This is a genomic window from Rhizobium sp. P44RR-XXIV, from assembly GCF_001999485.2.
GTDB lineage: Bacteria > Pseudomonadota > Alphaproteobacteria > Rhizobiales > Rhizobiaceae > Rhizobium.
Genome location: NZ_MPVZ02000029.1, coordinates 54,477 through 80,456 on the forward strand (window position 1 = coordinate 54,477; position 25,980 = coordinate 80,456).

At 60.3% G+C, this 25,980-nt stretch carries 20 protein-coding genes; 2 read left to right on the top strand and 18 right to left on the bottom strand.

Annotated elements, in window-relative coordinates:
* Positions 1 to 19: 19 nt before the first annotated feature.
* From BSK43_RS35220 to BSK43_RS26465, 18 genes are all read right to left on the bottom strand, one after another.
* Positions 20 to 193, bottom strand: a complete 174-nt coding sequence (locus BSK43_RS35220; protein ID WP_169055465.1) for a hypothetical protein — start codon at positions 191 to 193, stop codon at positions 20 to 22.
* Positions 194 to 1,108: 915 nt separating this feature from the next.
* Entirely contained in the window at positions 1,109 to 1,339 is a 231-nt protein-coding gene (locus BSK43_RS26385; RefSeq protein ID WP_077467748.1) for a hypothetical protein, read from the bottom strand.
* A gap of 729 nt (positions 1,340 to 2,068) precedes the next feature.
* Entirely contained in the window at positions 2,069 to 2,278 is a 210-nt protein-coding gene (locus BSK43_RS26390) for a cold-shock protein (protein WP_068393822.1), read from the bottom strand.
* A gap of 278 nt (positions 2,279 to 2,556) precedes the next feature.
* Positions 2,557 to 3,063, bottom strand: a complete 507-nt coding sequence (locus BSK43_RS26395) for a hypothetical protein (protein WP_077468254.1) — start codon at positions 3,061 to 3,063, stop codon at positions 2,557 to 2,559.
* A 64-nt stretch (positions 3,064 to 3,127) separates the two neighbouring features.
* Positions 3,128 to 4,159 (bottom strand): zinc transporter ZntB, encoded by a 1,032-nt coding sequence (locus BSK43_RS26400; protein ID WP_077467750.1) that lies wholly within the window; start codon positions 4,157 to 4,159, stop codon positions 3,128 to 3,130.
* A 141-nt stretch (positions 4,160 to 4,300) separates the two neighbouring features.
* Complete coding sequence (locus BSK43_RS26405) at positions 4,301 to 6,958, bottom strand: nitrate reductase (RefSeq protein WP_077468255.1); 2,658 nt, start codon at positions 6,956 to 6,958, stop codon at positions 4,301 to 4,303.
* Between the two features lie 11 nt (positions 6,959 to 6,969).
* On the bottom strand, positions 6,970 to 7,305 hold the full coding sequence (nirD, locus tag BSK43_RS26410) for a nitrite reductase small subunit NirD (RefSeq protein ID WP_077467751.1): 336 nt from the start codon (positions 7,303 to 7,305) through the stop codon (positions 6,970 to 6,972).
* A 4-nt stretch (positions 7,306 to 7,309) separates the two neighbouring features.
* Positions 7,310 to 9,760, bottom strand: a complete 2,451-nt coding sequence (nirB, locus tag BSK43_RS26415; protein WP_077467752.1) for a nitrite reductase large subunit NirB — start codon at positions 9,758 to 9,760, stop codon at positions 7,310 to 7,312.
* 5 nt (positions 9,761 to 9,765) lie between these two features.
* The gene (locus tag BSK43_RS26420; RefSeq protein ID WP_077467753.1) at positions 9,766 to 10,563 is read right to left on the bottom strand and encodes an ABC transporter ATP-binding protein; all 798 of its coding nucleotides are present in this window, start codon (positions 10,561 to 10,563) and stop codon (positions 9,766 to 9,768) included.
* A gap of 10 nt (positions 10,564 to 10,573) precedes the next feature.
* The gene (gene ntrB / locus BSK43_RS26425) at positions 10,574 to 11,467 is read right to left on the bottom strand and encodes a nitrate ABC transporter permease (protein WP_077467754.1); all 894 of its coding nucleotides are present in this window, start codon (positions 11,465 to 11,467) and stop codon (positions 10,574 to 10,576) included.
* Complete coding sequence (locus BSK43_RS26430; RefSeq protein ID WP_077467755.1) at positions 11,467 to 12,765, bottom strand: CmpA/NrtA family ABC transporter substrate-binding protein; 1,299 nt, start codon at positions 12,763 to 12,765, stop codon at positions 11,467 to 11,469. Before BSK43_RS26430 ends, ntrB begins: the two co-directional genes overlap by 1 nt.
* A 369-nt stretch (positions 12,766 to 13,134) precedes the next feature.
* Complete coding sequence (locus tag BSK43_RS26435; RefSeq protein WP_077467756.1) at positions 13,135 to 14,433, bottom strand: CmpA/NrtA family ABC transporter substrate-binding protein; 1,299 nt, start codon at positions 14,431 to 14,433, stop codon at positions 13,135 to 13,137.
* A gap of 55 nt (positions 14,434 to 14,488) precedes the next feature.
* Positions 14,489 to 15,076 (bottom strand): ANTAR domain-containing response regulator, encoded by a 588-nt coding sequence (locus BSK43_RS26440; protein ID WP_077467757.1) that lies wholly within the window; start codon positions 15,074 to 15,076, stop codon positions 14,489 to 14,491.
* Between the two features lie 112 nt (positions 15,077 to 15,188).
* The gene (locus tag BSK43_RS26445; protein ID WP_077467758.1) at positions 15,189 to 16,244 is read right to left on the bottom strand and encodes a siderophore-interacting protein; all 1,056 of its coding nucleotides are present in this window, start codon (positions 16,242 to 16,244) and stop codon (positions 15,189 to 15,191) included.
* The gene (fhuB, locus tag BSK43_RS26450) at positions 16,241 to 18,241 is read right to left on the bottom strand and encodes a Fe(3+)-hydroxamate ABC transporter permease FhuB (RefSeq protein WP_077467759.1); all 2,001 of its coding nucleotides are present in this window, start codon (positions 18,239 to 18,241) and stop codon (positions 16,241 to 16,243) included. Before fhuB ends, BSK43_RS26445 begins: the two co-directional genes overlap by 4 nt.
* The gene (locus tag BSK43_RS26455) at positions 18,225 to 19,118 is read right to left on the bottom strand and encodes an ABC transporter substrate-binding protein (RefSeq protein WP_077467760.1); all 894 of its coding nucleotides are present in this window, start codon (positions 19,116 to 19,118) and stop codon (positions 18,225 to 18,227) included. Before BSK43_RS26455 ends, fhuB begins: the two co-directional genes overlap by 17 nt.
* A 190-nt stretch (positions 19,119 to 19,308) precedes the next feature.
* A complete protein-coding gene (locus BSK43_RS26460) occupies positions 19,309 to 21,504 on the bottom strand; it encodes a TonB-dependent siderophore receptor (RefSeq protein ID WP_077468256.1) in 2,196 nt (731 codons plus the stop codon).
* A gap of 167 nt (positions 21,505 to 21,671) precedes the next feature.
* Positions 21,672 to 22,556, bottom strand: a complete 885-nt coding sequence (locus tag BSK43_RS26465) for an AraC family transcriptional regulator (protein WP_077467761.1) — start codon at positions 22,554 to 22,556, stop codon at positions 21,672 to 21,674.
* Positions 22,557 to 22,862: 306 nt separating this feature from the next.
* Here BSK43_RS26465 and htpG point away from each other — a divergent pair, with 306 nt between their 5' ends.
* Complete coding sequence (htpG, locus tag BSK43_RS26470) at positions 22,863 to 24,752, top strand: molecular chaperone HtpG (protein WP_077467762.1); 1,890 nt, start codon at positions 22,863 to 22,865, stop codon at positions 24,750 to 24,752.
* A 276-nt stretch (positions 24,753 to 25,028) separates the two neighbouring features.
* Positions 25,029 to 25,802, top strand: a complete 774-nt coding sequence (locus BSK43_RS26475; RefSeq protein WP_077467763.1) for a siderophore-interacting protein — start codon at positions 25,029 to 25,031, stop codon at positions 25,800 to 25,802.
* The last annotated feature ends 178 nt before the right edge of the window (positions 25,803 to 25,980 follow it).

Below are 25,980 nucleotides of genomic sequence, written 5' to 3' on the forward strand. Positions count from 1 at the left end.
TGTTACCACCTCCGCCGCCTCAGCTATCCAGTTTCAATGAAAGCTGAACAGCGCGCGGCAAGGGCGGTAGCGGTCGGCTGATGTCGACGCGGCGTTTCCAATTGGCAAGCCGCTCCTGCTCCCGCTCCCGAAGGGCCTTCGAGACCGCGACAAAGGTCATGGCACGTTCAATGACTTGCTCTGCTTTGCTCATGGATATCTCCATATGTTCACTTTATGTTCTCATATTGAAAACTCAAAGTCAAGCTCATGACGTATAAGCGCCCGTCGCGCTCCTATGCTCACGCGCTGAGCCACCGTGCTGCAATCGGTCTGTACAGTATTCTCATATTGTAACGTCACGAACGGCCTGAAGTTCCGTGCCAATCGCATGCGCCGACCGCGTCGCCGACTATAATCTCCCATGAACTTCGATGCTCAATGAGATCGCGGTAGCTGGGGCTTTTCGATTTTAGAGAAGTGCAGCCTTTGCGGATGACGCCTAGAGCCATCGGCAACAAAAAAGGCCGGAGCGAAACCGCGCCGACCTTCCTGACGTCGCCTCCACACCAATGCCAGTACATCCGTGGTCAGAAGAAGAAAGCGACTAGAACATTGCGAGCGTCATTTCAGCGCTCACCAGCAATGTTGTTAACAGGTAAGTAGTCCATTATTCGTTGAATTCAAGTGGTGGGGAATTTTATTTCCGTTTTTCCGCCGTCTGCCTAGCGTAACGGCAAGTATTTTTCGACGTTGCAAAGGGTCGCCGAGCAATCCATCTTTTCCGACAACCGAATGACTGGTAAAGTACTTGCGATTGATGCGACACGGAAATTGCTCCGCCGCTATCCTTCGCGGTGGCCCATGTCGAAGCTCACATTCAGGTATGCCATTCGCCGGGAATGCGATCGTACCTGGACCGTGTATGATATTTTCACGGGAAGGGCGGCAGAACCCACGCATTGGATCTTGAATGTTCTGACGGAGAAGGAAGCAAAGACCTATTGCGCCATTCTCAACGTCAAGGACATGGAAAGGCGTGAACGACTTGGCTTCTAGAGCCATGTCGCAAGCTGTCCGCTAAACTTGTTGTCCGAATGTATGCGCCACGCCTGGTGAGGCGGCCATGCTATGCCCGGCCGCGTTTGACAGTCTTTTTCTTTTCTTTTACCGGCTTTGCGGCCTTGGGCTCTTCCGTGGCTTCCTGTTGCAGGCGAAGGGCTCGCAGGGCCTCGGTTTTCTTCTCACGGGCGATGTTTTCTGCTGCAACGATGCTCTTTGCTGCATTGTCGGTAATCGTGGCTTTATCACTGCCGAGAGATGCGGTTTTCTTGAAAAACTGTTCTTTGGTAGCTGACATGATCGCTCCTTTTTGCGTAAGGACAAATACGGACGAATGTCCGAAGACTAACGATTTTGAGTCCGGCTTCGGTCGCTCTGGGGTAGCAAGCCATATCTCTGTGGTTCTTATCAAGCTGTGCTATCGTGGACTGGCTCATGCATCATCTTTAACGCACAGCTTTAACTGTTTTGTACGGGCTCTACGCATTTTTGTCTCTTGGGATATACCCTTTCGGGTCATATCTTTATTGAATGCGCACCATGCTTGATCAATATCATTGCTGGCTGCGAGAACTGCCAGCGAAACATTTTTCGCTTTTCAACGCGCCGCGCTACGGCCTATCGGGAGACTTGCTTTTTGGCTCCCTTGGCGAGAGGCTTTAACCAAGGTTCCGATCGCTGAGAGGGAGATCCTTCTCCGTCGGCATGTGGATCTTCGCAGAGCGTTTCGATTTCCGTTGCTGCGATCCGCCGCTCGAAATTCTCGTGCGTGAAGCGAACCTGGTAGTAGGCCTCGACGGTGTCGGAAGGCAGCATACTGATGATGCGACACATCCTCGGAGCTGCCTTCAGCCGAGTGAGATCCGCTTTCAAGACCACCAAGTCTCCAGTCGAATACGTCATTCTGCTCATGGCATCCCCTTATCGGTGGGTCGCAGAAATACAAAAGGCCGGGCTTTAACCCGACCTTCCCCGTCACTCAGTTCATCGCTGCCAGTACATCCGTGGTCAGCATGACGAATGACAATTAGATTGCTCGCAGATTGTCAGCAGAGCTTTTGCCGGTCTTGCGATCGCGCACCAGCTCGTAGCTCAGCTTCTGACCTTCGGCGAGAGAGTTCATTCCAGCGCGCTCGACAGCAGAAATGTGAACGAACACATCCGTAGCGCCGTCTTCAGGCTGAATGAAGCCAAAACCCTTGGCACTGTTAAACCACTTTACGGTCCCTGAAGTCATAGGGAATTCCTTTCAATTAGACATAGAATTTCGTTCTGTGGAAAAGAATTTCCGCAGTATTACAAAACCGAAATTGAAAGAAAATTCGCGCCACGCTTCCGGGCAAACAAAGATCATCAAGCAAGATCGACAGTTTATAATATAGGGATGAAATAGGGCAAAGGCAAGGCTGCATTTTTTGGCGCGGCGGGCTTGCCGCGGGCGACGACGATCATGGAAGTGGTGTCAGTTAGGCGGTTCATTCAAAATGGCCTGACAGCATCGGCTTGCCCTAACCATCATTGGCGACGCAGGTTGATATCGCTGGTAACGACAGATTTGCCTGATGACAGGTCCTTGTCGATTGTCTGGATTGTCAGTTGGTTGCTGCCTTGTTTGCGGATGGCCATATTGGCATTCCGGTCGCCATTGACCAAGCGTGCCCAGCGCACAGCCAGACTGATCACATCACCCCGTCTGCTCCCGGATAGTTGCGACGACGCACCGGACGGGCCGGTGTACGTGCCCGAATAGCGGGTTCCCCGCGCCGTAAGGTTCGCCGAAATTGCTCGGTTGATGACCAGAAGCCCGCGGCAATTGCCCTTCATCGCAATAGAAGATCCGGGTGCGCTGATAGTGAATTTGCAGGAGACGTTGATCGGCGAGCCTCCGATCTTGCGCAGTACCTTGCCGGTCCCAATCCAAGTGCCGTTCAACGGCTTCAGAAATCCGCTCTCATCCGCGGAAGCAGGAGCCGCGACACAGAGTGCGGCGAGGATTGCAAGAAGGCATGCTTGGCGGCGCATCATCTCAATCTCCTGGGCGGAATTGATAGGGAACGCTGTTGCGGCCCCGGCGGTTCCGCGGCCGTCAAAGCCAGTGTATGCGCTTCATGATGTAGAGGGTAACGGCGGAGGTTACAGCGACAAGGGCGACTATGATGATGAAAGCCCAGGTGTCGTTGACGCCTGGAATGCCGCCGACATTCATGCCGAAAAGGCCGGCGACGACGCTTGGCGGCAGGAGGAGGGCGGCAAGTGCTGCAAGCCGGTTGGAATTGCGTGCGATCCGTTCGCTGATCACGGTCGAGAGGTCGTCGTGCAGAATGCTTGTCCGGTCGCGGATCGCATCCAGATATTCGATGCAGCGCATCAGCTTGTCGATGACCTCACGCATTCGCAGCTTGTCGCGTTCGGCAAGCCAGGGCGCATCGTCATGTTCGATACGATTGAGCGCATCGCGCTGCGGCGCGAGATAGCGGCGAAGCTGCACGGCTTGCCTGCGGAGCAGCTTCAGGCGCTCGCGAACTTCGGCTGCTTCGCCATGGAAGATCAGCTCATCCAGTTCGTCCACTTCCTCGTCCATCCCGTCAAGGACCGGTTCCAGGTCTCTCACGAGCTTGTCGCTGACAAGGGCGAGCAATTCGCCGGTGCGCTTCGGACCCTTGCCCTTTTCGAGCACGAGCCGGATGTCGCGAAGCGCTGTGATGTAATGCCCGCTGTCACGAAGTGTCACAACGCGGTTTTCGTCGACCCAGGCGTGAAGCGGCACGAGATCCAGTTCCGCCGCTGCTCCTTCCGCGTCCTCGGGAGGCGAAGCGCAGACCCCGCGCAGGATGATCAGCAAACCGTCGTCGACGGGCTCCACGCGCGGGCGGGATTCATCCTCCAGCAAGGCGTCAGCAACGAGAGGATCGAAACCGCCATTGTCGGCTACCCATGCCGCTGCCGCGTCATGATCGCGCTCGAGATGAACCCAAAGGATCCCGTCTGCAGGCTTCCACTTCCGCAAGCCTGTACTGCTGATTTCACGGCAGCCGCCATTGCCGTCAAGAAGCAGGGCAAAGCGAATTCCGGGTTCGACCCCATAACTCAACTGAACTTTCTGGCCTGCTGCCTCCATCTGCCCTCATCCCCCACGAGTGCAAAAAGCAATCGAAATGATAACGCTGCTTTCCAAAAACCTAACATTACGGTCAATCAGGCGAAACAGGGGTTTTCGACGAATGATTGATGGTGGCTCAAGACGTAGCTCTGGGGTGATTTATTCGGCGGCAGCGGCGAGACATCCATCGATGATCCCGCGGATCTCGGCGCGGCAGGAGCCGCAGTTGGTGCCGGCGTTCAGGGCCTTGCCGACTGCCTCGACGCTGTGGCAGCCACCGCGGATGGCGATGACGATCTGATTGACGCCGACGCTGAAGCAGGAGCAGACCGTTGCACCCGCATCGACGGTATCGGCACCGGGCCTGCCGGCGACGAGAGCGAAGCGTTTGCGCAGATTGCCATGCGACGCGGATAGCTGTGCAATCGCCCAGTTTCGGGCGACGGCGACAGGTTGGCTGGCGACAAACAGCGCTGCAAGCAGCCGCTCACCGTCGAAGAAGGCAAGGCGTAGGTCGCCGGAGGCCCGGTCAGCGTAGCCGAGCGGCTCCAGCCGGTCGGGTATGTCAAACGTTGTGCGACACCAGCCGACCCAATCATCCGGCGTCGCATTGAATGCAAGCTCGATGCGCCATCCGCCGTCGGTCTTGGCAAGCGCCCAGTAGGCGCTATCCAGATGACGCGGTTTTGCCGCCGAGACCGCAAAGCAATAATGTGCTGGCTTGAAGGGGCGGGCGCGGACGGCGACATTTTTCGAAGCCGGCTGGCCGGAAATGGGGTCGGTGACAGGCGCAACGACGCTATCGATGCGTGCTCTTGCGGCAAAATTGTCGTTCCAGTGCATCGGCACGAACAGGCTGCCGCGTGCCTGCCTCTCCGTCACCAGGGCTCGAACGATCACCTCACCATACGGGCTTTCGATCTCGACCAGGCCGGCATCGCCAACGCCGATCTCCATGGCGTCGCGGGGATGGATCTCGGCAAAGGGCTCGGCGATGTGCTGCGACAGGCGCGCGCTCTTGCCGGTGCGGGTCATCGTATGCCAGTGGTCGCGAATGCGGCCGGTATTCAGTGTCAACGGAAACTGGCTGTTGGTTCGATCACTCGCCGGCGCTTCGACGGCCACGAAGCGGGCCTTGCGATCGGCGTGGTAGAAGCCGCCCTTGGCGAAGAAGCGTGTCGTCTGGCGTATTGATCCTGCCGCCTGCGGCCACTGGAACGGCACCAAGGCGTCATACTCTTCTTCACCGATCGCCTCGTGCACGCCGATGTCGAAGTCGCGATTGCCATTGTTCTCAAAGCCGGAGAGCCCGGCATGTTCGGCGAAGATGTCTACGGCAGTCTGAAAGGAAAATGCTGCAGAAAAACCCATGCGGCGACCGACTTCGGCCATTTGCCACCAATCGGGTCTGGCTTCACCGGGTACGGAAAGAAATTGCCGCTGCCGGGAGATCCGTCGCTCGGAATTGGTGACGGTGCCGTCCTTCTCGCCCCAGCCAAGCGAGGGTAGCAACACATGCCCATGCCGTGTCGTATCGGTCTCTCTCAGTATGTCGGAGACGACGACGAAGGGGCAGGCCTCGATCGCGGCCTTGACTGCGTCGGCATCCGGCATCGAGACCACAGGATTGGTGGCCATGATCCATATTGCCTTGATGCGCCCGTCACCGACTGCGCGAAACATGTCGACAGCTTTCAGCCCCGGCCTGGCGGCAATCCCCGGCGCCTGCCAGAAGCGCTGCACGCGGTCGCGGTCTCCAGCACTCTCGATCGCCATGTGGGCGGCGAGCATGTTGGCGAGGCCGCCGACTTCGCGGCCGCCCATGGCATTCGGTTGTCCCGTCAACGAGAAGGGTCCCATGCCGGGCCGACCGACGCGGCCGGTGGCGAGGTGACAATTGATGATGGCGTTGACCTTGTCCGTGCCGGACGAGGATTGGTTGACGCCCTGGCTGTAGCAGGTGACGACTTTCTCGGTCGCGGCAAACAGCCGGTAGAATTCGCGAAGCTGCATCGCCGGCAGGCCAGTGAGGTCAAGCACCTCGTTGAACGACGCGGCGCATGCGGTGGCAAAAGCCTCGGCAAAGCCATTGGTATGTTCGGCCACATAATTCTGGTCGACGGCATTGCTTGCGATCAGATGCGCGAAGAGGCCGAGGAAGAGCGCGACGTCGCCGTCTGGCCGGATTGCCAGATGCAGGTCGGCTATGTCGCAGCTCATCGTCCGGCGCGGGTCGATGACGACGATCTTCATGGATGGTCGCGCCGCTTTGGCTGCGGCCAGCCGCTGGTAGATGACCGGGTGGCACCAGGCGAGATTGGAGCCGGTCAAGATCACCAGATCGGCAAGCTCGATATCTTCATAAGTGCCTGGCACGGTATCAGCGCCAAAGGCGCGGCGATGACCGGCAACGGAGGATGACATGCAGAGCCGGGAATTCGTGTCGATATTGGCCGAGCCGATGAAGCCCTTCATCAGCTTGTTGGCGACGTAATAATCTTCCGTCAGCAGTTGGCCGGACACATAGAAGGCAACGGAATCCGGGCCATGCTCGGCAATCGCCTCGCCGAAGCGTTTCGCGACGAGATCGAGTGCCTGGTTCCAACTCGCCCGCTCGCCTTCGATCTCCGGATGGAGGAGACGACCGTCGAGGTCGATGGTCTCGGCGAGCGCTGATCCCTTTGAACACAGCCGGCCGAAATTGGCCGGATGATCGGGATCGCCCTTGACGGAGACCTTGCCGTCACCGCCGACGCTGGCGACAACTCCGCAGCCAACGCCGCAATAAGGGCAGGTAGTTTTGGTCTCAACGGGCATGGTCGCGCCGCTCACTCCGCCGCCATCATCAGGCTGTCGAGCGCGATCGACAGCACGCCATTTTCGTTGCGCACCGGAATGGTCCTGACCGCGCCCTTGTCCGCACCAAGCGCTTCGCCGGTTTCGAGCGAAATCACCCAATTGTGCAGCGGACAGGTGACGGCCGCACCATGGACGATCCCCTGGCTCAGCGGGCCGCCCTTGTGCGGGCAGTGATCCTCGATGGCGAAGATCTGGTTTTCGGCGGTGCGGAAGACGGCGATCTTGCCCTGCGGGGTTTTCACGCACCGCGCGCCACGCAAGGGAATATCCGAGATGTTGCCGATTTCGATCCAGTTCATGTCCATCTCCTCACTCGGCCGCCTGATGGAAGCCGACCGTCGCCATCGGCCGGAATTCGTGCTTGTCCTTGCCTGAGACGCGCTCGGACCAGGGGTCGACCTGCGCAAATTTCTGGCTGAAGACGAAGCGCTGGTAATAGGCTTCGCGCTTTTCCTGGTCAGTCATGATCTGGCGACGGATCTCGTCAAGGCCGATGCGCTTGGCCCATTTATAGATGCGTTCGAGATAGCGGCCCTGTTCGCGGTACATCTGCGTCAACGCCACGATATGCTCCAGTGCCTCGTCTTCCGTCTTGACGAGGCCGAGCACTTCCGTGCCCTTGATGTCGAGGCCGGCGGCGCCGGCAAAATGGATCTCGAAGCCGCTGTCGACGCAGATGACGCCGATGTCCTTGCAGGTTGCCTCGGCGCAGTTTCTCGGACACCCTGATACCGCCAGCTTGAGCTTTGCCGGTGTCCAGGAGCCCCACATGAATTTCTCGATGCGGATGCCGAGGCCGGTGGAATCCTGCGTGCCGAAACGGCACCAGTCGGAACCGACGCAGGTCTTCACCGTACGCAGGCCCTTGGCATAGGCCTGGCCGGAGATGAAGCCGGCCTTGCCGAGGTCGGCCCAGACGGCCGGCAGGTCCTCCTTATGAATGCCGAGCAGATCGATGCGCTGGCCGCCGGTCACCTTCACCATCGGGATCTCGAACTTGTCGACGACATCGGCGATGGCGCGCAGCTCGCCGGAATTGGTGACGCCACCCCACATGCGCGGCACGACCGAATAGGTGCCGTCTTTCTGGATGTTGGCGTGGACGCGTTCGTTGATGAAGCGCGACTGGTAGTCGTCGGCATACTCGTCCGGCCAATCGCAGACGAGATAATAGTTCAGTGCCGGCCGGCACTTGGCGCAGCCGCAGGATGTCTTCCATTCCAGCTCCTGCATCACGGCCGGTATGGTCTTCAGCTTCTTGGCCTTGATCAGGCGGCGCACGTCGTCATGGCCAAGCTCGGTGCAGGTGCACATCGGCTGCACAGCCTTTGGATTATAGGCATCGCCAAGCGTAATCGACATCAGTTGCTCGACGAGACCGGTGCACGAGCCGCAGGATGCGGAGGCCTTGGTATGGGCTCTGACGTCATCGAGCGAGGTCAGGCCCTTGGCCGATATGGTCGAGGTGATCTTGCCCTTGCAGACGCCGTTGCAGCCGCAGATTTCCGCGTCATCCGGCAAGGCTGCAACGGCCGCCATAGGGTCCAGCGGCGACCCTCCCTGATAGGCCTGCCCGAAGATCAGCGTCTCGCGCATCTCGGAGATGTCGGTCGCCTTCTTCTTCAGGTCGTTGAACCAGGCGCCATCCGCCGTTTCTCCGTAGAGTACGGTGCCGATGATGCGGTTGTCCTTGAGTATCAGTCGCTTGTAGACGCCGGCTGCCGCATCGCGCAGGACGATCTCTTCGCGGTCGTCGCCATCGGCGAAGTCGCCGAGCGAAAACAGGTCGATGCCCGTGACCTTCAACTTGGTTGGCGTATCCGAATGCACGAAGCTGGCGGAGGTATCGGCGGCAAGCCGCGCGGCTGCAACGCGCGCCATCTCGTAAAGCGGCGCGACAAGGCCATAGACCTGCCCGCCGACTTCGGCGCATTCGCCCAGCGCAAGGATATCGCCGTCAGAAGTGCCCATACCGGCATCGACGACGATGCCTCGGTTGACAGCAAGGCCGGCTTCCTTCGCAAGCCCGGCGCTTGGGCGGATACCGACAGCCATGACCACCAGCGTTGCTGGTATGATCGTACCGTCGGAGAGTTCCAGACCCTCGACCTTGCCGTTCCCGACGATGGCTTTGGTATTGGCCTTGGTGATGACCTTGATGCCGCGCTCCTCGATCGCCTTCTGCAGGAGATAGCCGGCGGCGGGGTCGAGCTGACGCTCGAGAAGGGTCGCATTGACGTGCAGCACGGTGACATCCATGCCGCGCAGGTTGAGGCCCGCCGCCGCCTCGAGGCCGAGCAGGCCACCACCGATGACCACCGCCTTGGCGCGCGATTGCGCCGCAAGCAACATGGCATTGACATCATCCAGATCGCGATAACTCAGGACGCCAGGTAAGTTTGCTCCGGGAACGGGGATGATGAAGGGAACGGAGCCGGTGGCGATGACCAGCTTGTCGTAGCTCTCGGTGACGCCGTGATCCGAGGTTACGGTCTTGGCGGCGCGATCGATGGCGACGATCTTGTGGCCCTTGTAGAGGGTGATGTTGTTCTTGATGTACCAGCCGTCGCCATGAATGACGATTTCCTCATAGCTCTTTTCGCCCGACAGTACCGGCGAGAGCATGATGCGGTCGTAGTTGACGCGCGGCTCGGCATTGAAGATCGTGACCTGATAGAGGTCGGGCGCCTTTTCGAGAAGGTGCTCCAGCATGCGACCGGGCGCCATGCCATTGCCGATGATGACGAGTTTCTGGGTCATGGAGATCACTCCGCGGCTTCGACGAAGCGGTGGCGTTCGTAGAGGAACTTCAGCACGGCTTCGCGGCATTTGAGGTACGTTCGGTCGGAGGCGAGCTCGAGGCGACTTCGCGGCCGGGGCATCGGTACCTCAAGGACGTCGCCGATATGAGCGGCAGGACCGTTGGTCATCATCACGATGCGGTCGGAGAGCAGCACGGCCTCGTCGACATCATGGGTGATCATGACCATCGTGCTGCCGAGGCGGGCATGGATTTCCATGACGGCATCCTGCAGATGGGCGCGAGTGAGCGCGTCGAGCGCGCCGAAGGGCTCGTCGAGCAGCAGGATCTTCGGCTCCATGGCAAGCGCGCGAGCGATGCCGACGCGCTGCTTCATGCCGCCGGAGATTTCCGAGGGGCGCTTGTCCTTGGCATGGGCCATCTGCACGAGATCGAGATTGCGCATCACCCATTCATGTCGCTCGGCCTTCGTCTTCTTGCCACGAAACACTTTCGAGACGGCGAGATTGACGTTCTCGTAGACGGTGAGCCATGGCAGCAGGCTATGGTTCTGGAAGACCACGGCGCGCTCGGGGCCTGGCTCATTGACCTCGCGGTTTTCCAGAAGCACTGCACCGGCGGAGACCCGAGTGAGGCCGGCGATGAGATTGAGCAGGGTGGATTTGCCACAGCCGGAATGGCCGATGATCGAGACGAATTCGCCCTTGTCGATGGTGAGTTCGATGCCTTTCAGCACCTCGGCCCGCTGGCCGCCACGATCGAAATGCTTGTCGATATGATCGAGCTTCAGATAAGCGCTCATCCTGTTCTCCTCAATTGCTGGTCATGCCGCGAGTGACGATGGCGCCAAGCCCAGCGACCAGTCGGTCGAGGACAAAGCCGGTGACGCCGATATAGGCGAGAGCCACGATGATGTCGGGCAGGCGCGAGGAGTTCCACGCGTCCCAGATGAAGAAGCCGATACCGACACCGCCGGTCAGCATTTCGGCGGCGACGATGGCAAGCCACGACAGCCCAGCGCCGATGCGCAGGCCGGTGAAGATGTAAGGCGCGGCGGCAGGCACCATGATGCGGAAGAAGAATTCGATCTGGTTCAGCCGCAGTACTCTTGCGACATTGCGATAATCCTGCGGAATGTTACGTACGCCAACCGCCGTGTTGATGATCACGGGCCAGATCGAGGTGATGAAGATCACGAAGATCGCCGACGGGTTGGAATTCTGGAAGGCGGCAAGCGACAGCGGCAGCCAGGCGAGTGGCGGCACGGTGCGCAGCACCTGGAAGATCGGATCAAGCCCGCGCATCGCCCAGATGGATTGCCCAATGAGTGCGCCGATCAGCACGCCGGTGACAGCGGCAAGGCCGAAACCATAGGCGACGCGCTGCAGCGAGACGAGCACACGCCAGGCAAGCCCGATATCTTGCGGCCCGTTGTTGAAGAACGGATTGACGATGAGGTCGTAACTCTCCTGCCAGACCACTGAGGGCGGCGGCAGGCTGGCGCCCGGCTGCTCACAGAGCAATTGCCAGACGCCGAGCATGATCGTGAGAACCACCAGCGGCGGCACCACGGCCCGCAGGATCGCGAAAGCGATCTGACGGATGTCGATGCGGCGGGCAGGGCGGGCCGAGAGGGTGACAACCTGGCTCTTGGGCACAGTTGGTGCTGCCGGATTGGGTGTCTGTTTGCGAGCGAGTGCAGACATCACGACGCCACCTTGATCGAGAGGCTTTCGAGGTAGGCGGAAGGGTTTCCCGGGTCGAAGACCTTGCCGTCGAAGAATGTTTCCTTGCCGCGCGAAGTCGAGGCGGGAATGTCCGATGCGGCGACGCCGAGATCCTTGGCGGCATCGCGCCAGATATCCTGACGGTTTACCTGCCCGACCAGGGTCTTGACGTCCGTGTTGGGAGCGAATTTGCCCCAGCGCATGTTCTCGGTGATGAACCATGCGTCATGGCTCTGATAGGGATAGGAAACGCCGCCCTTCCAGAATTTCATGTAGAGATCGGTGCCCTTGGCGATATGGCCGCTGCCGTAATTGATATCGCCCTTCAGGCGGCCGAGCACATCCTTGGGCGGCACGTTAAACCATTGGCGCTTGCCGAGGATGGTCGCCATTTCCTCCTTGTTGTCCATGCTGTCGCACCATTGCTGGGCTTCCATGACGGCCATCAGCAGTGCCTTGGCGGCATTGGGGTTCTTCTCGATCCAGTCGGCACGCATGCCCAGCGCCTTTTCCGGATGGCCTTTCCAGATCTCACCGGTCGTACAGGCCGTAAAACCGATGCCCTGATTGACGAGCTGCTCGTTCCAGGGCTCGCCGACACAGAAGACATCCATGTTGCCGACCTTCATGTTCGCCACCATCTGCGGCGGCGGCACGACGATTGTGGATACGTCCTTGTCAGGGTCGATGCCGCCGGCGGCGAGCCAGTAGCGGATCCAGAGGTCGTGCGTGCCGCCCGGGAAGGTCATCGCTGCCTTGATTTCCTTGCCGGCCGCGCGCTTGGCGTCGAAGGCAGCCTTCAGCTTGGAGGCATCCAGCTCGACACCGGTGTCGGCATATTCCTTGGCAACCGAAATGCCCTGGCTGTCGTAGTTGAGGCGAGCCAGGATCGCCATCGGCACCGGCTGGTTGTTCTGGGTCACCTTGCCGGTATGCATCAGGTAGGGGAGAGGCGAGAGGATATGCGCGCCATCGATGCCATTGGCGGCGCCGCCGAGCACGAGATTGTCGCGAGTTGCGCCCCAGGATGCCTGCTTGGCGACATCGACGTCGGCAAGGCCATGCTTTTCGAACAGACCCTTTTCCTTGGCTATGACCAGCGGGGCTGCGTCCGTCAGAGCGATGTAGCCGAGCTTTACCCCCGATACTTCCGGGCCGGCGCTCGCTGCAAAGGCGCCGGAGGGGAAGGCCGCCCTCACAGCGCTGATCAGGGCTGCGGTAGCGGACGTCTTCAAAAGGTTTCGGCGGGTAACGCCACCGGACAGGATCTTCTTCACTTGCAGTTCCCCTTGTTTTGCTCGTGACGGGTGAAATTCGGACATAAAAAAACGCCGCTCGGTCGATGCGGCCCGGAACAGGAAGAGAGTCCCCGGGGCAAGAACCTTGCGACGTCAATGTCTTTGCGAGCGCGTTTTCCGCGCATTGCGTGCTTCGATCGCCATTGACCGAAGCGAATTTAACCAAGCAAACCGTGTGCCAGTTTTTTGATGTGGAGGCTACGGCATTGTAATGTCTTTGTTATTTTGCAGTTTCATGCGGCTGCGCATTGCGTGGGCAGTCAGCGCGGTTGCAAATATTTTGAGCGAATAGGCGACGCCGGGCTTTGCGGGTTGCGTCGATTTTGTGCAACGCAGCGTATTGAGGCGTCAGATTTCGTCGCTGGAAGCTGGCCCGGCGGTCTTCGCCTTGACTGCGAAGCCGGCAACATAACCTGCCATATCTGCTGGGTCGAAGACGTGGCCGTCCATGAATCGATCGCCGTCCTTGTCACCTTCGATGCGTATATCGGCATCATCAGGCGATGCCTCGTTTCCTAGCGCCAGCCGATAGAGATCGGAGCGGTAGGCGGAGGCTGCCATCTTCATATTCTGCTCGGAGAGAGCGGTCTGGCCCCAGCGCACCATCTGGCTGAGAATCCAAAGAGCCTGGCTCGGGCGCGGATAATTGGCAAAGCCGCCATGGAAGCTGAAATATCGATCGATCACGCGGCGGTGACCCTTGGCATCGAGGTTGAATTCCCCCGCCAGCACATGGCGGATGATCTCGACGGGGGCGGCGATATAGCGCTGATCGGCCAGCGCCTCGGCAAGGGCGGTATGGTTTTCCGCATGATCGCACCAGCGTGCGGCGGCATCCAGTGCCACGATCAGGCGTGACACGGTCTCGGGGTGGCTTTCGGCCCATTCTGGACGCATGCCGATCACCTTTTCCGGTCCGGAAGGCCAGATATCCTGCTTGGCGGCGACGATGCGGCCGACGCCACGCTCGGATGCGACCATGTTCCATGGTGCGCCGACGCAGAAGCCGTCGATGGCACCTGCCGCTAGCGCGTCTGACGTCAGTGGCGGCGGCACGACGACGAGCTTCACGTCCCGATCCGGATCGATGCCGCCAGCTGCCAGCCAATAGCGGAATTCGTAATTATGCGACGAGAACGGATAGGTCATGCCGAGCGTCGGCGGCTGCTCGCCACGCTCCTTCATCGCTCCCACGACCTTGGCCAAGGCGTTTGAATTCTCCAACGCACTTGCGTGGTCGGAAAGGCCGGCCTCGTTGCTCATGCGGTCGAACAACCGTGTCGACAGGGTGATGGCGCTACCGCCGCAGCCGAGCGAGAACGGTGTAATCGTCGGCGACGGGTTCGACCCCAGCCCCAACATCGCGGCGACCGGCATCGGCGAGAGCATATGGGCGATGTCGAATTGCCGGAAGGCGAGACGGTCACGGACATTCGCCCAGGACACATCCTTGACGAGATCGAGCGTGATGCCTTCCTTGCGCGCAAAGCCGAATTCCGCCGCGGCGATCAGTACGGATGCGTCGACCAGCGGAATAAAGCCGGCGCGCAGCGTGCGCGGGCCTTCGCCATTGGTACGCAAAGGTGCGGCCAGTTTGCTACCGCCTGCCACGCGATCCCCAGTGGAATTGCCTGCTTGCGCTCTCATGTTCACTCCGATGTCTCCCCTTTAGGGGTAGCGGACGAGATGGGGCGACGGTCGGTCACATCAGTAACCCCGCTGCGGTCACCACGCTTTGTGCGATGTCGGACATCTTCTTCTTTTCGTTCATGGCCGTTTGCCGCAGCAGGGCGAAGGCTTGTTCTTCCGACAGCCCGCGCATCTTCATCAAAATGCCCTTGGCACGCTCGACGACTTTGCGCTCCTCAAGGGCCGACTTGGCATCCGCGAGCTCGCGCTGCAGCCGGCTGAAGGCGTTGAAGCGGCTGACAGCCATGTCGAGGATCGGCTTCACTCGCTCTTTTCTGAGGCCATCAACGATATAGGCGGAGACACCGGCATCGACCGCCGCCTCGATCGAGGCCGTGTCGGAGCGGTCGACGAACATGGCGATCGGGCGCCCCACAGTCCGCGTCAGCTGGAAAAGATGCTCCATCATGTCGCGGTTGGGGTTTTCGAGATCGATGATGATGACGTCCGGTCGCAGCGTATCGATGGTGCGTGCCACGCCATGGACTTCATGGATGACGGTCACGCGCTCGTGCCCAGCCTCCCGCAGGCCCTCTTCGATGATCGAGGCGCGGATGGCGTTCTCATCGATCACAAGAATGGTCAGATCGAGACGGCTCATTGCGCCTTTATGACGCAATGCAGCAAAACGGGCAAGTCATGCGCTAAAATATTAGGCGGAAAAGAATTTGCCTAAATATTATGCGATATGACTGTTCGAGAGCATCCATCCTTCAGCGCTGCCAATAGGCGGCAATGCTGAAGGTGCCGGCATCTCTGGCCATCTCGCCTTTCATGAAGGAGCGGATGGTGCGGGCTTGCTGCTGCTCGCAGGCAGCCCAGACGAAGGTTTCGGGATCGGCTGATGGCACGCTGTCTTTCAGGATGCGCTCGAGCGTATCCGTCGTTCCCGCATCGGCACCGTTGCGGTGAAGCCAGGTGATGTTCATCGGCGCACTGGAGGTCAAAGGCTGCTCCTCAAGCCTGTCGGCGACCTCCAGGAAAATACGCAGATCGGTCTCGGCGGGCACAGCGGCTGCGATGCGGGCGATGGCGGGCAGGGCCGTTTCGTCGCCGGCCAGAATGAGCTTGCGCGCCGCAGGAACGCCGCCGCCGCCGGGGCCGATAAGAGCCGCGCGGTCGCCGGGCTGGGCCTTCAACGCCCATGTTGCGCCGGGGACGTCATCGCCTTCATGGACAACGAAATCGATGTTCATCTGGCCGCGAACAAGATCGATGCTGCGGATCGTATAGGCACGAATGGTCAGCGCGTCATCGCCCTTGGGCCAATGGATGCGGCCGTCCGGCTCCGTGTGCGGCCAGACCGGCTCGCGGCCCTTCGGCGGAATGAGAAGGCGGGCATGCATGCCACCCTCGGAGAAATGCTTGACGTCATCGGTCGCGACCACGACACGGCGCATATGCGGGGTAACGTTATAGGCGTTGACGACGGTAATCTCGCGAAGGTTCGGAATGACTGATGGTTGCGGCCCATCGGCCCAGGTGAGATCGAGCGTATTGCCGGCCGACAGCTCAAAAAGGTTCTCGGCCACCATGCTGCGCACGGTGAAAAGCATTGCAGCCGTCGGGCAACGCAATTTGATGTCGAGGCGGTTGTCGGAAATGGCGATGTCGGCGCTGCCGATGACGGTCTCCATGCGGGCGCCGGATGGGCTCCGTGTGACTTTGACGTGCTCGGCAAAACGCCCGCAGAACTGCTCCAGCAACTGCCCGGCATCCTGATGTAGTGTGGCGACGCCGGACGCTGTGAAGTCCCTTGCATGCATCATTGCTTTGTCTCCTTGCGGGTCAGGAACCAGATGAGATACGGGCCGCCGATCAGGGCCGCAAAAAGGCCAACCGGCACCTCGTAGGGAAAAATCACCATTCGCGACAACCAGTCGGCGATGGTCAGTAGCATCGCACCGAGCACTACGCTGGCGATCAGCTGATGGAGGGTGCTGCGAAACCCGATCAGACGGGCGAGATGCGGCGCGATCAGTCCCGTCAGGCTCAGGGGACCGACGAGATAAGAGGGAATGGCGGTCAAGAGGGCGGCCAGCACCGCCAGAACGAACCGGCTTATCGCAACCGATAGGCCGACCGAGCGGGAGACCCCGCCGCCCATCGGCAGAATGTCGAACCATCGCCGCAATAGTGGCAGCAGCAGAATGAGGATGGCGGCCGAAACGACCCCTGTCCAGGCTTCAAAAGACCCGGCGCGATTGGTGGAGCCCGACAGCCAGGTCAGCAACAGATAGCCGCGCAGGTCGCCAAGGGCGAGAACGACGGTAACGATTGCCATCGATAGCGCGCCGATCGCAATTCCCGACAGCAGCAGCCGTTCCGGCCCGAAGCCGCCACGCGCGCTGATCGTCAGCATCACCAGGAAGGCAACGAGTGCGCCGAGCGTCATGGCCGTGATCATGATCGCGGGCGAGGGGAAGGCGAACAGGAACAGGGCCACCGTCAGCCCCGCGCCGCCGCCGGCGCTGACGCCGAGCACTTCGGGGCTGGCGAGCGGATTGCCCGTAAGACGCTGCATGATGAAGCCGGCGGCCGCGAGCATCGCGCCGGCGGCACCGGCGACTACGGTCCTTGGCAGGCGGAACGGCAGAAGCTCCGAGAATTGGTTGCCAATTGCCACATGCCAGCCATCCATGCCGCGACCGACCGACAGCGCCCACAGGATCAGGGCAATGAAAGCGATGGCGAGGAGAGCCAGCGTTTGATGCGGCTTGGCTAGATTTTGCCTTACGCGTGGCGTGCTTTGGGCGTGAGGTGCGCTGACGGAACGCAGCCGTGGCAAAAGCAGCAACAGCAGCGGGCCGCCGAGGAGCGCCGTTGCCGCACCGGTCGGCGCAAGATCGGAAAAGCCGGGCGAGAGCAATTGCACTGCGCAATCCGTGAGGAACAGCAGGCCGGCCCCGGCAAGCGGTGCGGCGATCAGCAACTGCCCCGTGCGGCGTGCGCCGCAAAACCGGGCGAGATGTGGTGCGGCAAGCCCGAGAAAGCCGATGATCCCGACCTCAGCCGTCACCGAGGCCGAGAGCCAGACTGCAAGCGCCAGAATGGCGAAGCGCGTGCTGTGGAGGCCGAGCCCGAGGCTCTTCGCGCTGGTGTCGTCTAGGCTCATGATAGCAAGCGGACGGATCAGCACGGCAGCGGCGATGAAGCCTATGGCGAGGCGCGGGGCAAGTGTGATGATGCCATCCCAGCTTTGCTGGTTCAGGGCGCCGGCACCCCAGATGAAGATCGACATGGCATATTCGCCGCGCGCAAGAATGATGGTCACGCTGAGTGCCGAGGCGACCAATGTCACCATCATGCCGCAAAGCGCTACTGTCACCGGATCAAGACCACGGCGCCAGCTCAGCGCCAGCACGATCAGGACAGCCGCTAGTCCGCCGGCAAACGCCGCGATCTCGCGTGGCAAGCCGACCAGAAGCGGGAAAAAGCCGATGGTGATTGTCATCGCCAGTTGCGCGCCGGCGGCGATCCCGAGTGTCGATGCGTCGGCGATGGGGTTACGCAGAACCCTCTGCAGCAGTGCGCCGGAAAGGCCGAGAGCCGCGCCCGCGATGAGCGCGATGGCCGAGCGCGGCAACAGGCTGTCGACAAGCAGGATGCGATTGAGAACCGCGGCACCGGTCAAATCCGGAGTGAGCTGTGGACGCAGGGCGACCAGCAGAGTGAAGGCGAGGATGCAGGCAAGGCCAAGGACGAGGCTGTTTAGGCCCAGCGGTCTGCGTCTGACGATGCCTGGCCGCTCAACCGTTCCATGCATGGGAGAGCCCTCCTGCAAGGAGATCAGCAAAACGTCCGGCTGCCGACAGAGCGCCGTAAGGGTTGATCGAGCCGAGCAGAAGGACGCGACCGGCCTGGACCGATGGTAGCGCCTTCCAGAAGGCGCTTTGCTGCAACTCGGCAAAAGCATCCGCCGGATGCGGCGGGATCAGCACGATCCATGCTTCCGGCATGGCGGCCAGACGCTCGATCCCGACCGGGGCGGTGGCCGAATAGCTGGTGAGGTCAGGCCAGGCATTGGTGAGGCCGGTGCGGGTGAGAACTTCGCCGAACATGCTGTCGGAGCCGAAGACGCGGAAGTGCCTGGCATCACCGAGGTTGATCAGCAGGATCGGCCGACGGTCGCCTTTGCTGAACCGGTCGCGATAGGTTTCGAGCTTTGCTCGCATTGTATCGACCAGTGCAAGGCCGGCGGCCAGTCCAAGCCGGTCGCCCAGCCCAAGCGTCATCTGCTCGGAGAGCTGGTAGGGGCTGCTGCCCGGCTTATAGACGGCATAGCTTTCGACCGGCGCAATCAGGCGCATGCGATCATCGGCCCAGGCGTAAAAATTGGAGTTGAAGATCAGGTCGGGCTTGGTGGCGTAGAGGACTTCGAAATTCGGGGTGCCGCGCAGGCCAAGATCGGCGACGCCGGGAGGTACCTGAGGCGTGACCGCGACGTCCCTGAACTGCAGAAGCTCGGTCCCGGCGACGACGTTGGCATTAATGGCGAACAGGGTTTCGAGGATCGCCCAATCGAGCGTTGCGACGCGCGGGCTCGTTGCTGCCTGCGCCGGCGCAAAACCGGCAACCGCGCCGGCCGCAGCCGTAGCCAGGAATTGCCGGCGTGATAGGGTATGTTCGCGTCGCGCAGTCATGGAAGATAGCTGATGGTTTCGCAACGCGGCAGGCCGGAAAGCACGTCCATATCGACGGGGAAAATTCGCTGTAGCTGTCCAGCCGTCTTCATCACGACGCCTTCGGTTTCAAACGGGTAAGGGGATTGCCATTCGGCAATCCCAGGCTCTTTGCCATGATCGAGAACAAAAGTATACTTTTAATCTCAACTTACCACTTCTTGGTGAGCTTGAAGGTGACCGTGCGTGCTTCGCCATAGCCGCAGACATTCTCCCCCGCGCAGCCCGAGACATAGTCCTTGTCGAACAGGTTGGCGACGTTGAGCGAAGCGCCCCAGCCCTTCTTCTCGTAGCGGATGCCAGCGTCGAAGAGCGTTGCGGAAGGTACGCGCAGCGTGTTGGCCTGGTCCGCCCAGGATTTGCCCTGGTAGCGTACGCCGGCGCCAATGCTGAGACCATCAAGCGCTTCACTGGTGAAGGCGTAGTCGAGCCAGAGTGAGGCGGTGGAGTTCGGCACGAGGTAGGGTGAATTCCCGATGATGGCGGTATTCAGATCCTTGATGACTTCCAGATCCGTATAGGAATAGGAGCCCAGCACCTTCCAGTTGTCGTCGAGATTGACCTTGCCTTCGAATTCGACGCCGCGCGAACGGACCTCGCCGATCTGGCGCTGCAGGAAGGTCGTCGGATCGGTGAGCGCCATGTTCTTGCGGTCGATCTGGAAGATGGAGGCGGTGAACAGGCCGTCGATAAAGTCAGGCTGGTACTTGACGCCGGCTTCGTATTGCTCGCCCTTTTCAGGTGTCAGGCCGCCGCCGGTGACGCTGGTGCCGATCAGCGGATTGAAGAAGGTGCCGGCGCTGATATAGGGCGTGATGCCGTTGGAGAACTCGTAGGCAAGGCCTGCACGGCCGCTCGGCGCATTTTCGTTCGACTTGTAGCTTGTGCCGACCTTGGAGTCGGAATTGGTATCAACGAAGTCGTAACGGCCGTTGAGCGTTACCAGCCAGCCGTCGCCGAAGCGCATCTGGTCCTGGGTATAGATGCCGAGCTGCTGCTGCGTCATGACCTGATTGAGGTAGACGAAGTTGGTTCCCTGCGGCGTGCCATAGACCGGGTTGGTGGCACTGATCGGATTGGAGCCGCAGCAGGACTGGATCTGATCGAGGCGGTAGATCGAGTAATCGGTGCCGATCAGGAAGTCATGGCTGATCGGGCCGGTATCGAACTTGTTCTCCGCGCGGGTATCGACCGAGAAGGTGTCCACCTTTGAGCGCTCGAAGAAGCCGATGCGGTTCAGCATGTAATTCGGGTCGTTATAGCCTGGGCTGAGCGGATTGCCATCTACGTAGCCGTTCAGATACGGGCCTTCCTCGCGCTTGTAGAGGTGGCCGTAGCGCGCATTCTGCGACACGGTCCAGCCGCCGTCGAAGTCATGCGAGAACTCGTAGCCGAGCATCTGCTGGGCGTATTTCAGGTTGTCGATGCTGCGTTCGCCATAGAAGGCATCGCGCTTGATCTTGCCGAAAGGTGCGTCGACCACGGTGCCGACATAGGGGAAGAAGCCGTTGCCGCTGTGGATCTCATCGAGGCCGCTCAGCATGCCGAAAACGGTGAGCTTGGTGGATTCGTCGGGAGAGATTGTCACCTGCGGCATGATGAAGCCACGCAGGTCGTGCGTGCCGTCGCTATAGGTATCGCCGCCGGCGATCTTGCCGGTCAGGCGGTAGCGAAAGACGCCATCGGCCGAGAGCTTGTCGGAGAAATCGAAGCCGACGAAAGCGTTGCCGAGATTGTTGATGCCGATCTCGGTGGAATATTGCGGCGTGTCCGTCGGCTCCTTGCGGACCATGTTGACGAGGCCGCCCGGATTGGCACCACCATAAAGCACGGAGGCAGGCCCCTTCAGGACCTCGACGCGCTCGAGCATGTAAGGATCGATCTGGAAGCCGCCGAAGCCGTAGCTGTAGAGCGTCAGGCCATTCATGAAGACGCCGCTCTGCGTCGCGTCGAAGCCGCGAATATAGAACCAGTCGGTATCGCCGTCATTGCCGAAAGGCTGCGTAGTGACGCCCGGCGTATAGCGCAGTGCTTCATCGACCTTGTTGGTAATGCCGCGATCCTGCATTTCCTGCTGGCCGATGACGGAGACGGATTGCGGGACTTCGGTGATCGGCGTGTCGGATTTCGAACCGGAGGTCGTTTTCTTGGCGACGTAGCCCTTGACCGGAGCAGTGCCGCTATCTTCACCCTTCTGCTGCGAGCCGCCGCCGCCTTGAATGACCAGCGGCTGCAATTCCGTGGCCTTTTCCTGTGCCGCTACCTGCGAACCCGCCAGCAATGCGGTAATGGCTACGCCCGTCGCCAATATCCACGCCCGTGATACGTCTTGCTTCAATCCCAGCATTTCCGTCATCTGTCCCGATTTTACGCCTGCTCGACCAGGGCGGCCGATCCCTCAATAAGATGAGTAGTTAACTCATATTTAACGGCGGCGCTTGTCCGTTACTGGGAAAATTGTACGTTTTTGGGCAATTCTCCGCGGTGCATGCAATTGCTCGCGAACTGTGGTTTTCAGGCAAGCATGCTGCGTTTCCAGTTGGCCGGAGCCGCGCCGACATTCTTGCGGAAAACGCGGGTGAAATGCGCCTGATCGGCAAAGCCGGTTTCGACGGCAACCGTCGTCAGCGGCATCTCGCTCTTCAACAACAGGTGCTTGGCCCGCTCGATCCTCGCCTGCGTCTGCCATTGATGCGGCGGCAGGCCGGTCGACGCCTTGAAGGCGTGGCTGAAGTGCGATTGCGACAGGCCGGTGAGCGAGGCCAGTTCTTCGAGCCGAATGTTGCGAACGCAATTCTCCTCGATGTAATCGACGGCGCGGCGGAGCTGCCAGGCGGCGAGCGCGCTGCGCCGACGCGGCTGCGGCGCGTGCAATTGCAGCACATCGATCAGCAGCGAGAGCGTCAGGCCATCGCCATAGAGATCGTGGAGCGGCTCGGGGTTCTCGCATTCGGCGGCGATCAGCTCGGCGAGCGCGATCAGGCGCGGATCGGTGAAGTGCAGGCGCGGATGATCGATCCGTGCGGGATCGATGTCTTCCATCAGCCTTTGGCCGATGATCGCGGCGTCGAAATGGATGTCGAGATGGCGCACGAATTCGATGCCGGTGAGATCGGCCCAGAGCTCCATGCCGCCAGGGATGTAGGAGATCTTGCCGTGATCATAATCTTGCGGGCGGGCCTGTGCGCGTGGCGATAGCCGGACGTTTGTCGCTCCGGAGCCGCGTTGATCGAGCAGGATGAACAGCCGAGGGTCTTGCGCAACGTAGTACCCACCGGCCTGCGCCGCGCAATTGACGTTCCATATATCGGCGACGATGCCGTTCCATTGGCGGCGATGAACGCCACCAATGACGGAAAAGCCGCCGATCTTGTTTTGCATTCTGGGCTGAAACGTCATTTGCAGCTTCCGATGTTGCTCCGCGTGATAATCCTTCAGATTAAACTCAAGTTATTATAGCAGAGCTGTGCCGCTGGCAATCCGGCGATTGCGGGCTTTATAGTTCCCGACTTTGGATGGCAAGATGGCTTGTTTAAGGGTCGCAGGCTGTGCGGATGAACTGATGTCGCGGCTGAAAAACTGGACCTGATGCGACGGAAATCTCCCGCCATCATGCAATGAGGCAACAACGTCCGCTTGAAATTTGCCTCGTCTTCCGCCACCTGTTCGGCGCGACATTTGTTATTCCCAGGAGACTAGACGCATATGACAGCCACCACCGCAGAACATACCGCCGAGAGCCACGTCTTTGAGGCTGACGTTGCCCGCCTTCTGCACATGATGGTTCACTCGGTTTATTCGGATAAGGACGTCTTCCTGCGCGAGCTGATCTCGAATGCGGCCGATGCCTGCGAGAAGCTGCGCTATGAAGCGATCGCCGCACCGGCGCTGCTGGCCAAGGACCCCGAAAGCCGCATCCTGTTGACGCTCGACGCCGATGCCAACAAGCTCATCGTCGAGGATAACGGCATCGGGATGAGCCGCGAGGAAATGATCGAAGCGCTCGGTACGATCGCCCGCTCGGGCACGCGCGCCTTCATGGAACGCATCGAGGCCCAGAAGCAGGGCGAGGGCGCCCAGCTCATCGGCCAGTTCGGTGTCGGCTTCTATTCCTGCTTCATGGTTGCCGACCGGGTCGATGTCGTCTCCCGTCGCGCCGGCGCCGAGGAAGCCTGGATCTGGTCGTCGGACGGCAAGGGCGGCTACAGCGTCGCACCGATCGATGCGGCCGAGGCGCCCGCCCGTGGTACGCGCATCACGCTGCATTTGATGGATGACGCCAAGAACTATGCATCGCGCTGGAGCGTCGAGCGCATCGTCAAGGAGCAATCCGGCCATGTGCCGGTGCCGATCAAGATCGCCGAAAAGCCGGGTGACGAAGCCACGCAGCTGACCGACGGCACGGCACTCTGGACCAAGTCGAAGAATGACATCACCAGCGAAGAATATACCGATTTCTACCGCGGCATGTCCGGCCAATATGACGAGCCGGCCCTGACAGTACATTTCCGCGCCGAAGGCCGCCACGAATATTCGGCGCTTGCCTTCGTGCCCGGCTCGCAGCCGTTCGATCTCTTCGATCCGGATCGCAAGGGCCGCATGAAGCTTTATGTGAAGCGGGTCTTCATTACCGACGAGGCGGAATTGCTGCCGCGCTATCTGCGTTTCGTGCGCGGCCTTGTCGATACGAATGACCTGCCGCTCAACGTTTCGCGCGAGATGATCCAGGAAAGCGCGATCCTGTCGGCAATCCGCAAGGGCGTCACCAACCGCATCATCACGGCGATCGAGAAGCTGGCCGAAAGCGACCAGGATGCTTTCCTGAAGCTCTGGGAAAACTTTGGCAGCCTGATCAAGGAAGGCATCCACGAGGACTTCGAGCGGCGCTCGCAATTGCTGGCGCTGTCACGCTTCCGTACGACGGCCTCCGGCGAGGGCTATCGTTCGCTTGCCGATTACGTCAAGGATGGCAAGGAAGGTCAAGAGGCGGTCTATTATCTTGTTGGCGGCAGCCTGGAACAGCTGAAAGCTTCGCCGCAGCTCGAAGGGTTCCGCGCCCGTGGCATCGAAGTGCTGCTGCTGTCGGATTCCGTCGACAGCTTCTGGGTGATGAATGCGCCTGAATTTGAGGGCAAGAGCTTCAAGTCGATCACCCAGGGTTCCGCCGATCTCGCGCAGTTCAAGAAGCTGGAGGAGGACAAGGCGGAAAGCACGAGCGCTCCTGCCGAAGTGCAGGCCTTCATCGATTTCGCCAAGGAAAAGCTTGCCGACGAGGTGTCCGATGTGCGCGCATCCGATCGCCTGATCGAAAGCGCCGTCTGCCTCGTCGCTTCCGAGCAGGGTTACGACCGCCAGCTCGAAAAAATCCTGCAGGGCGCCGGCCGCTTGCAGTCTGGTGCCAAGCCGATCCTGGAAGTCAACATGGATCACCCTGTCGTCAAGGCGATCGCCGCCAAGATCGATGCACCGTCGCTGCGCGACGATGCGGCATTCCTGCTCCTCGACCAGGCGCGTGTGCTCGATGGCGACAAGCCGGCCGATCCGCGCGCTTTTGCCGAGCGTCTGGTACGGGTGATGGAAAAGGCTCTTCAGTAGTCAATGCGGTTGGCACGGTTCGAAAGAGCCGTGCCGGCCTGTCCATGAAATGATCAGGCCGTTAGATCAGCTCGCCGTAATAAAATCTTGTCTCAAATTATCATCTTTTGTTGCGAGATGAGAATTCTTCTTCTATAGAAGGCCCCAATTGGCCTGGTTATGTCCGGCCACGTAAGCGTTAACGTCACTCAACGCGTATGATCGGACGGCTTTGCGGCTTCGATCTGCGCGGCTGTGTCCTGCAGATCGAGGTTCGAGAGCCTCGAAAGGGTACAGATGGATAACCCCCAAACATCAAATCCGAATAGCTCGGCTCCGAAGATCGAGCGAGTGCGTCATGAGTTGAAGCGGCGCTCCCTGACCATTTCCAATATTGAGAACATCACGCCGGGCATGCTGCGCATCGAGCTTGCCGGCGAAGACCTTGCCGATTTTGTCAGCCTGGCGCCTGACGATCACATCAAGATCTTCGTCGCCGGCGCGGGCGAGGAGATGGAACGGCGCGACTACACGCCTCGGCGCTACGATAATAACGCTCGCACGCTCATCATCGATTTTGCCATTCATGAAGCCGGGCCGGTTACCCAATGGGCGCTCGACGCTCGTCTTGGCGACAAGCTCGAGATCGGCGGTCCCCGCGGGTCCGCAGTCATTTCCAGCGACATCAAGAACTGGCTGCTCATCGGCGACGAGACGGCTTTGCCGGCAATCGGCCGCCGCATCGAGGAGACGGGTGGCGATGCACACGTCACGGCGATCGTCGCGGTTGCGGATGGCGCCGAACATCAGGTCTTTCAGACCGATGCCCAACTGAAAACCCATTGGGCGCATCGGCCTTTGTCGCAAGCGACCGATGCCTCGGCGCTGCTGGCCGTTCTCCGGTCAATCGAGCTGGCGCCCGGCACCTTCGTCTGGATTGCCGCCGAGGCCTCGGTGACGCGCGCGCTGCGCGCCTATCTCGTCGAAGAGCGCGGCTATCCGCTGAGCTGGATCAAGGCATCCGGCTATTGGGTGAAGGGCAAGGCCGATACGACAGAGAAGTTCGAATAAGCGTCGATATGGCGGGCGGATATGAAAAACCGCCCGCCAATCGCAATGTGAAGACCGGCAGATCTTGCCGGCCAATCCTGCTGCTCCATCTCATGGCACAACTGTGCCGTAAATGGACGAGGGGCTCGATGCTAAGATTGGGTTCACCTCTACTGAAATCGGGGCAGATTTCGACTTC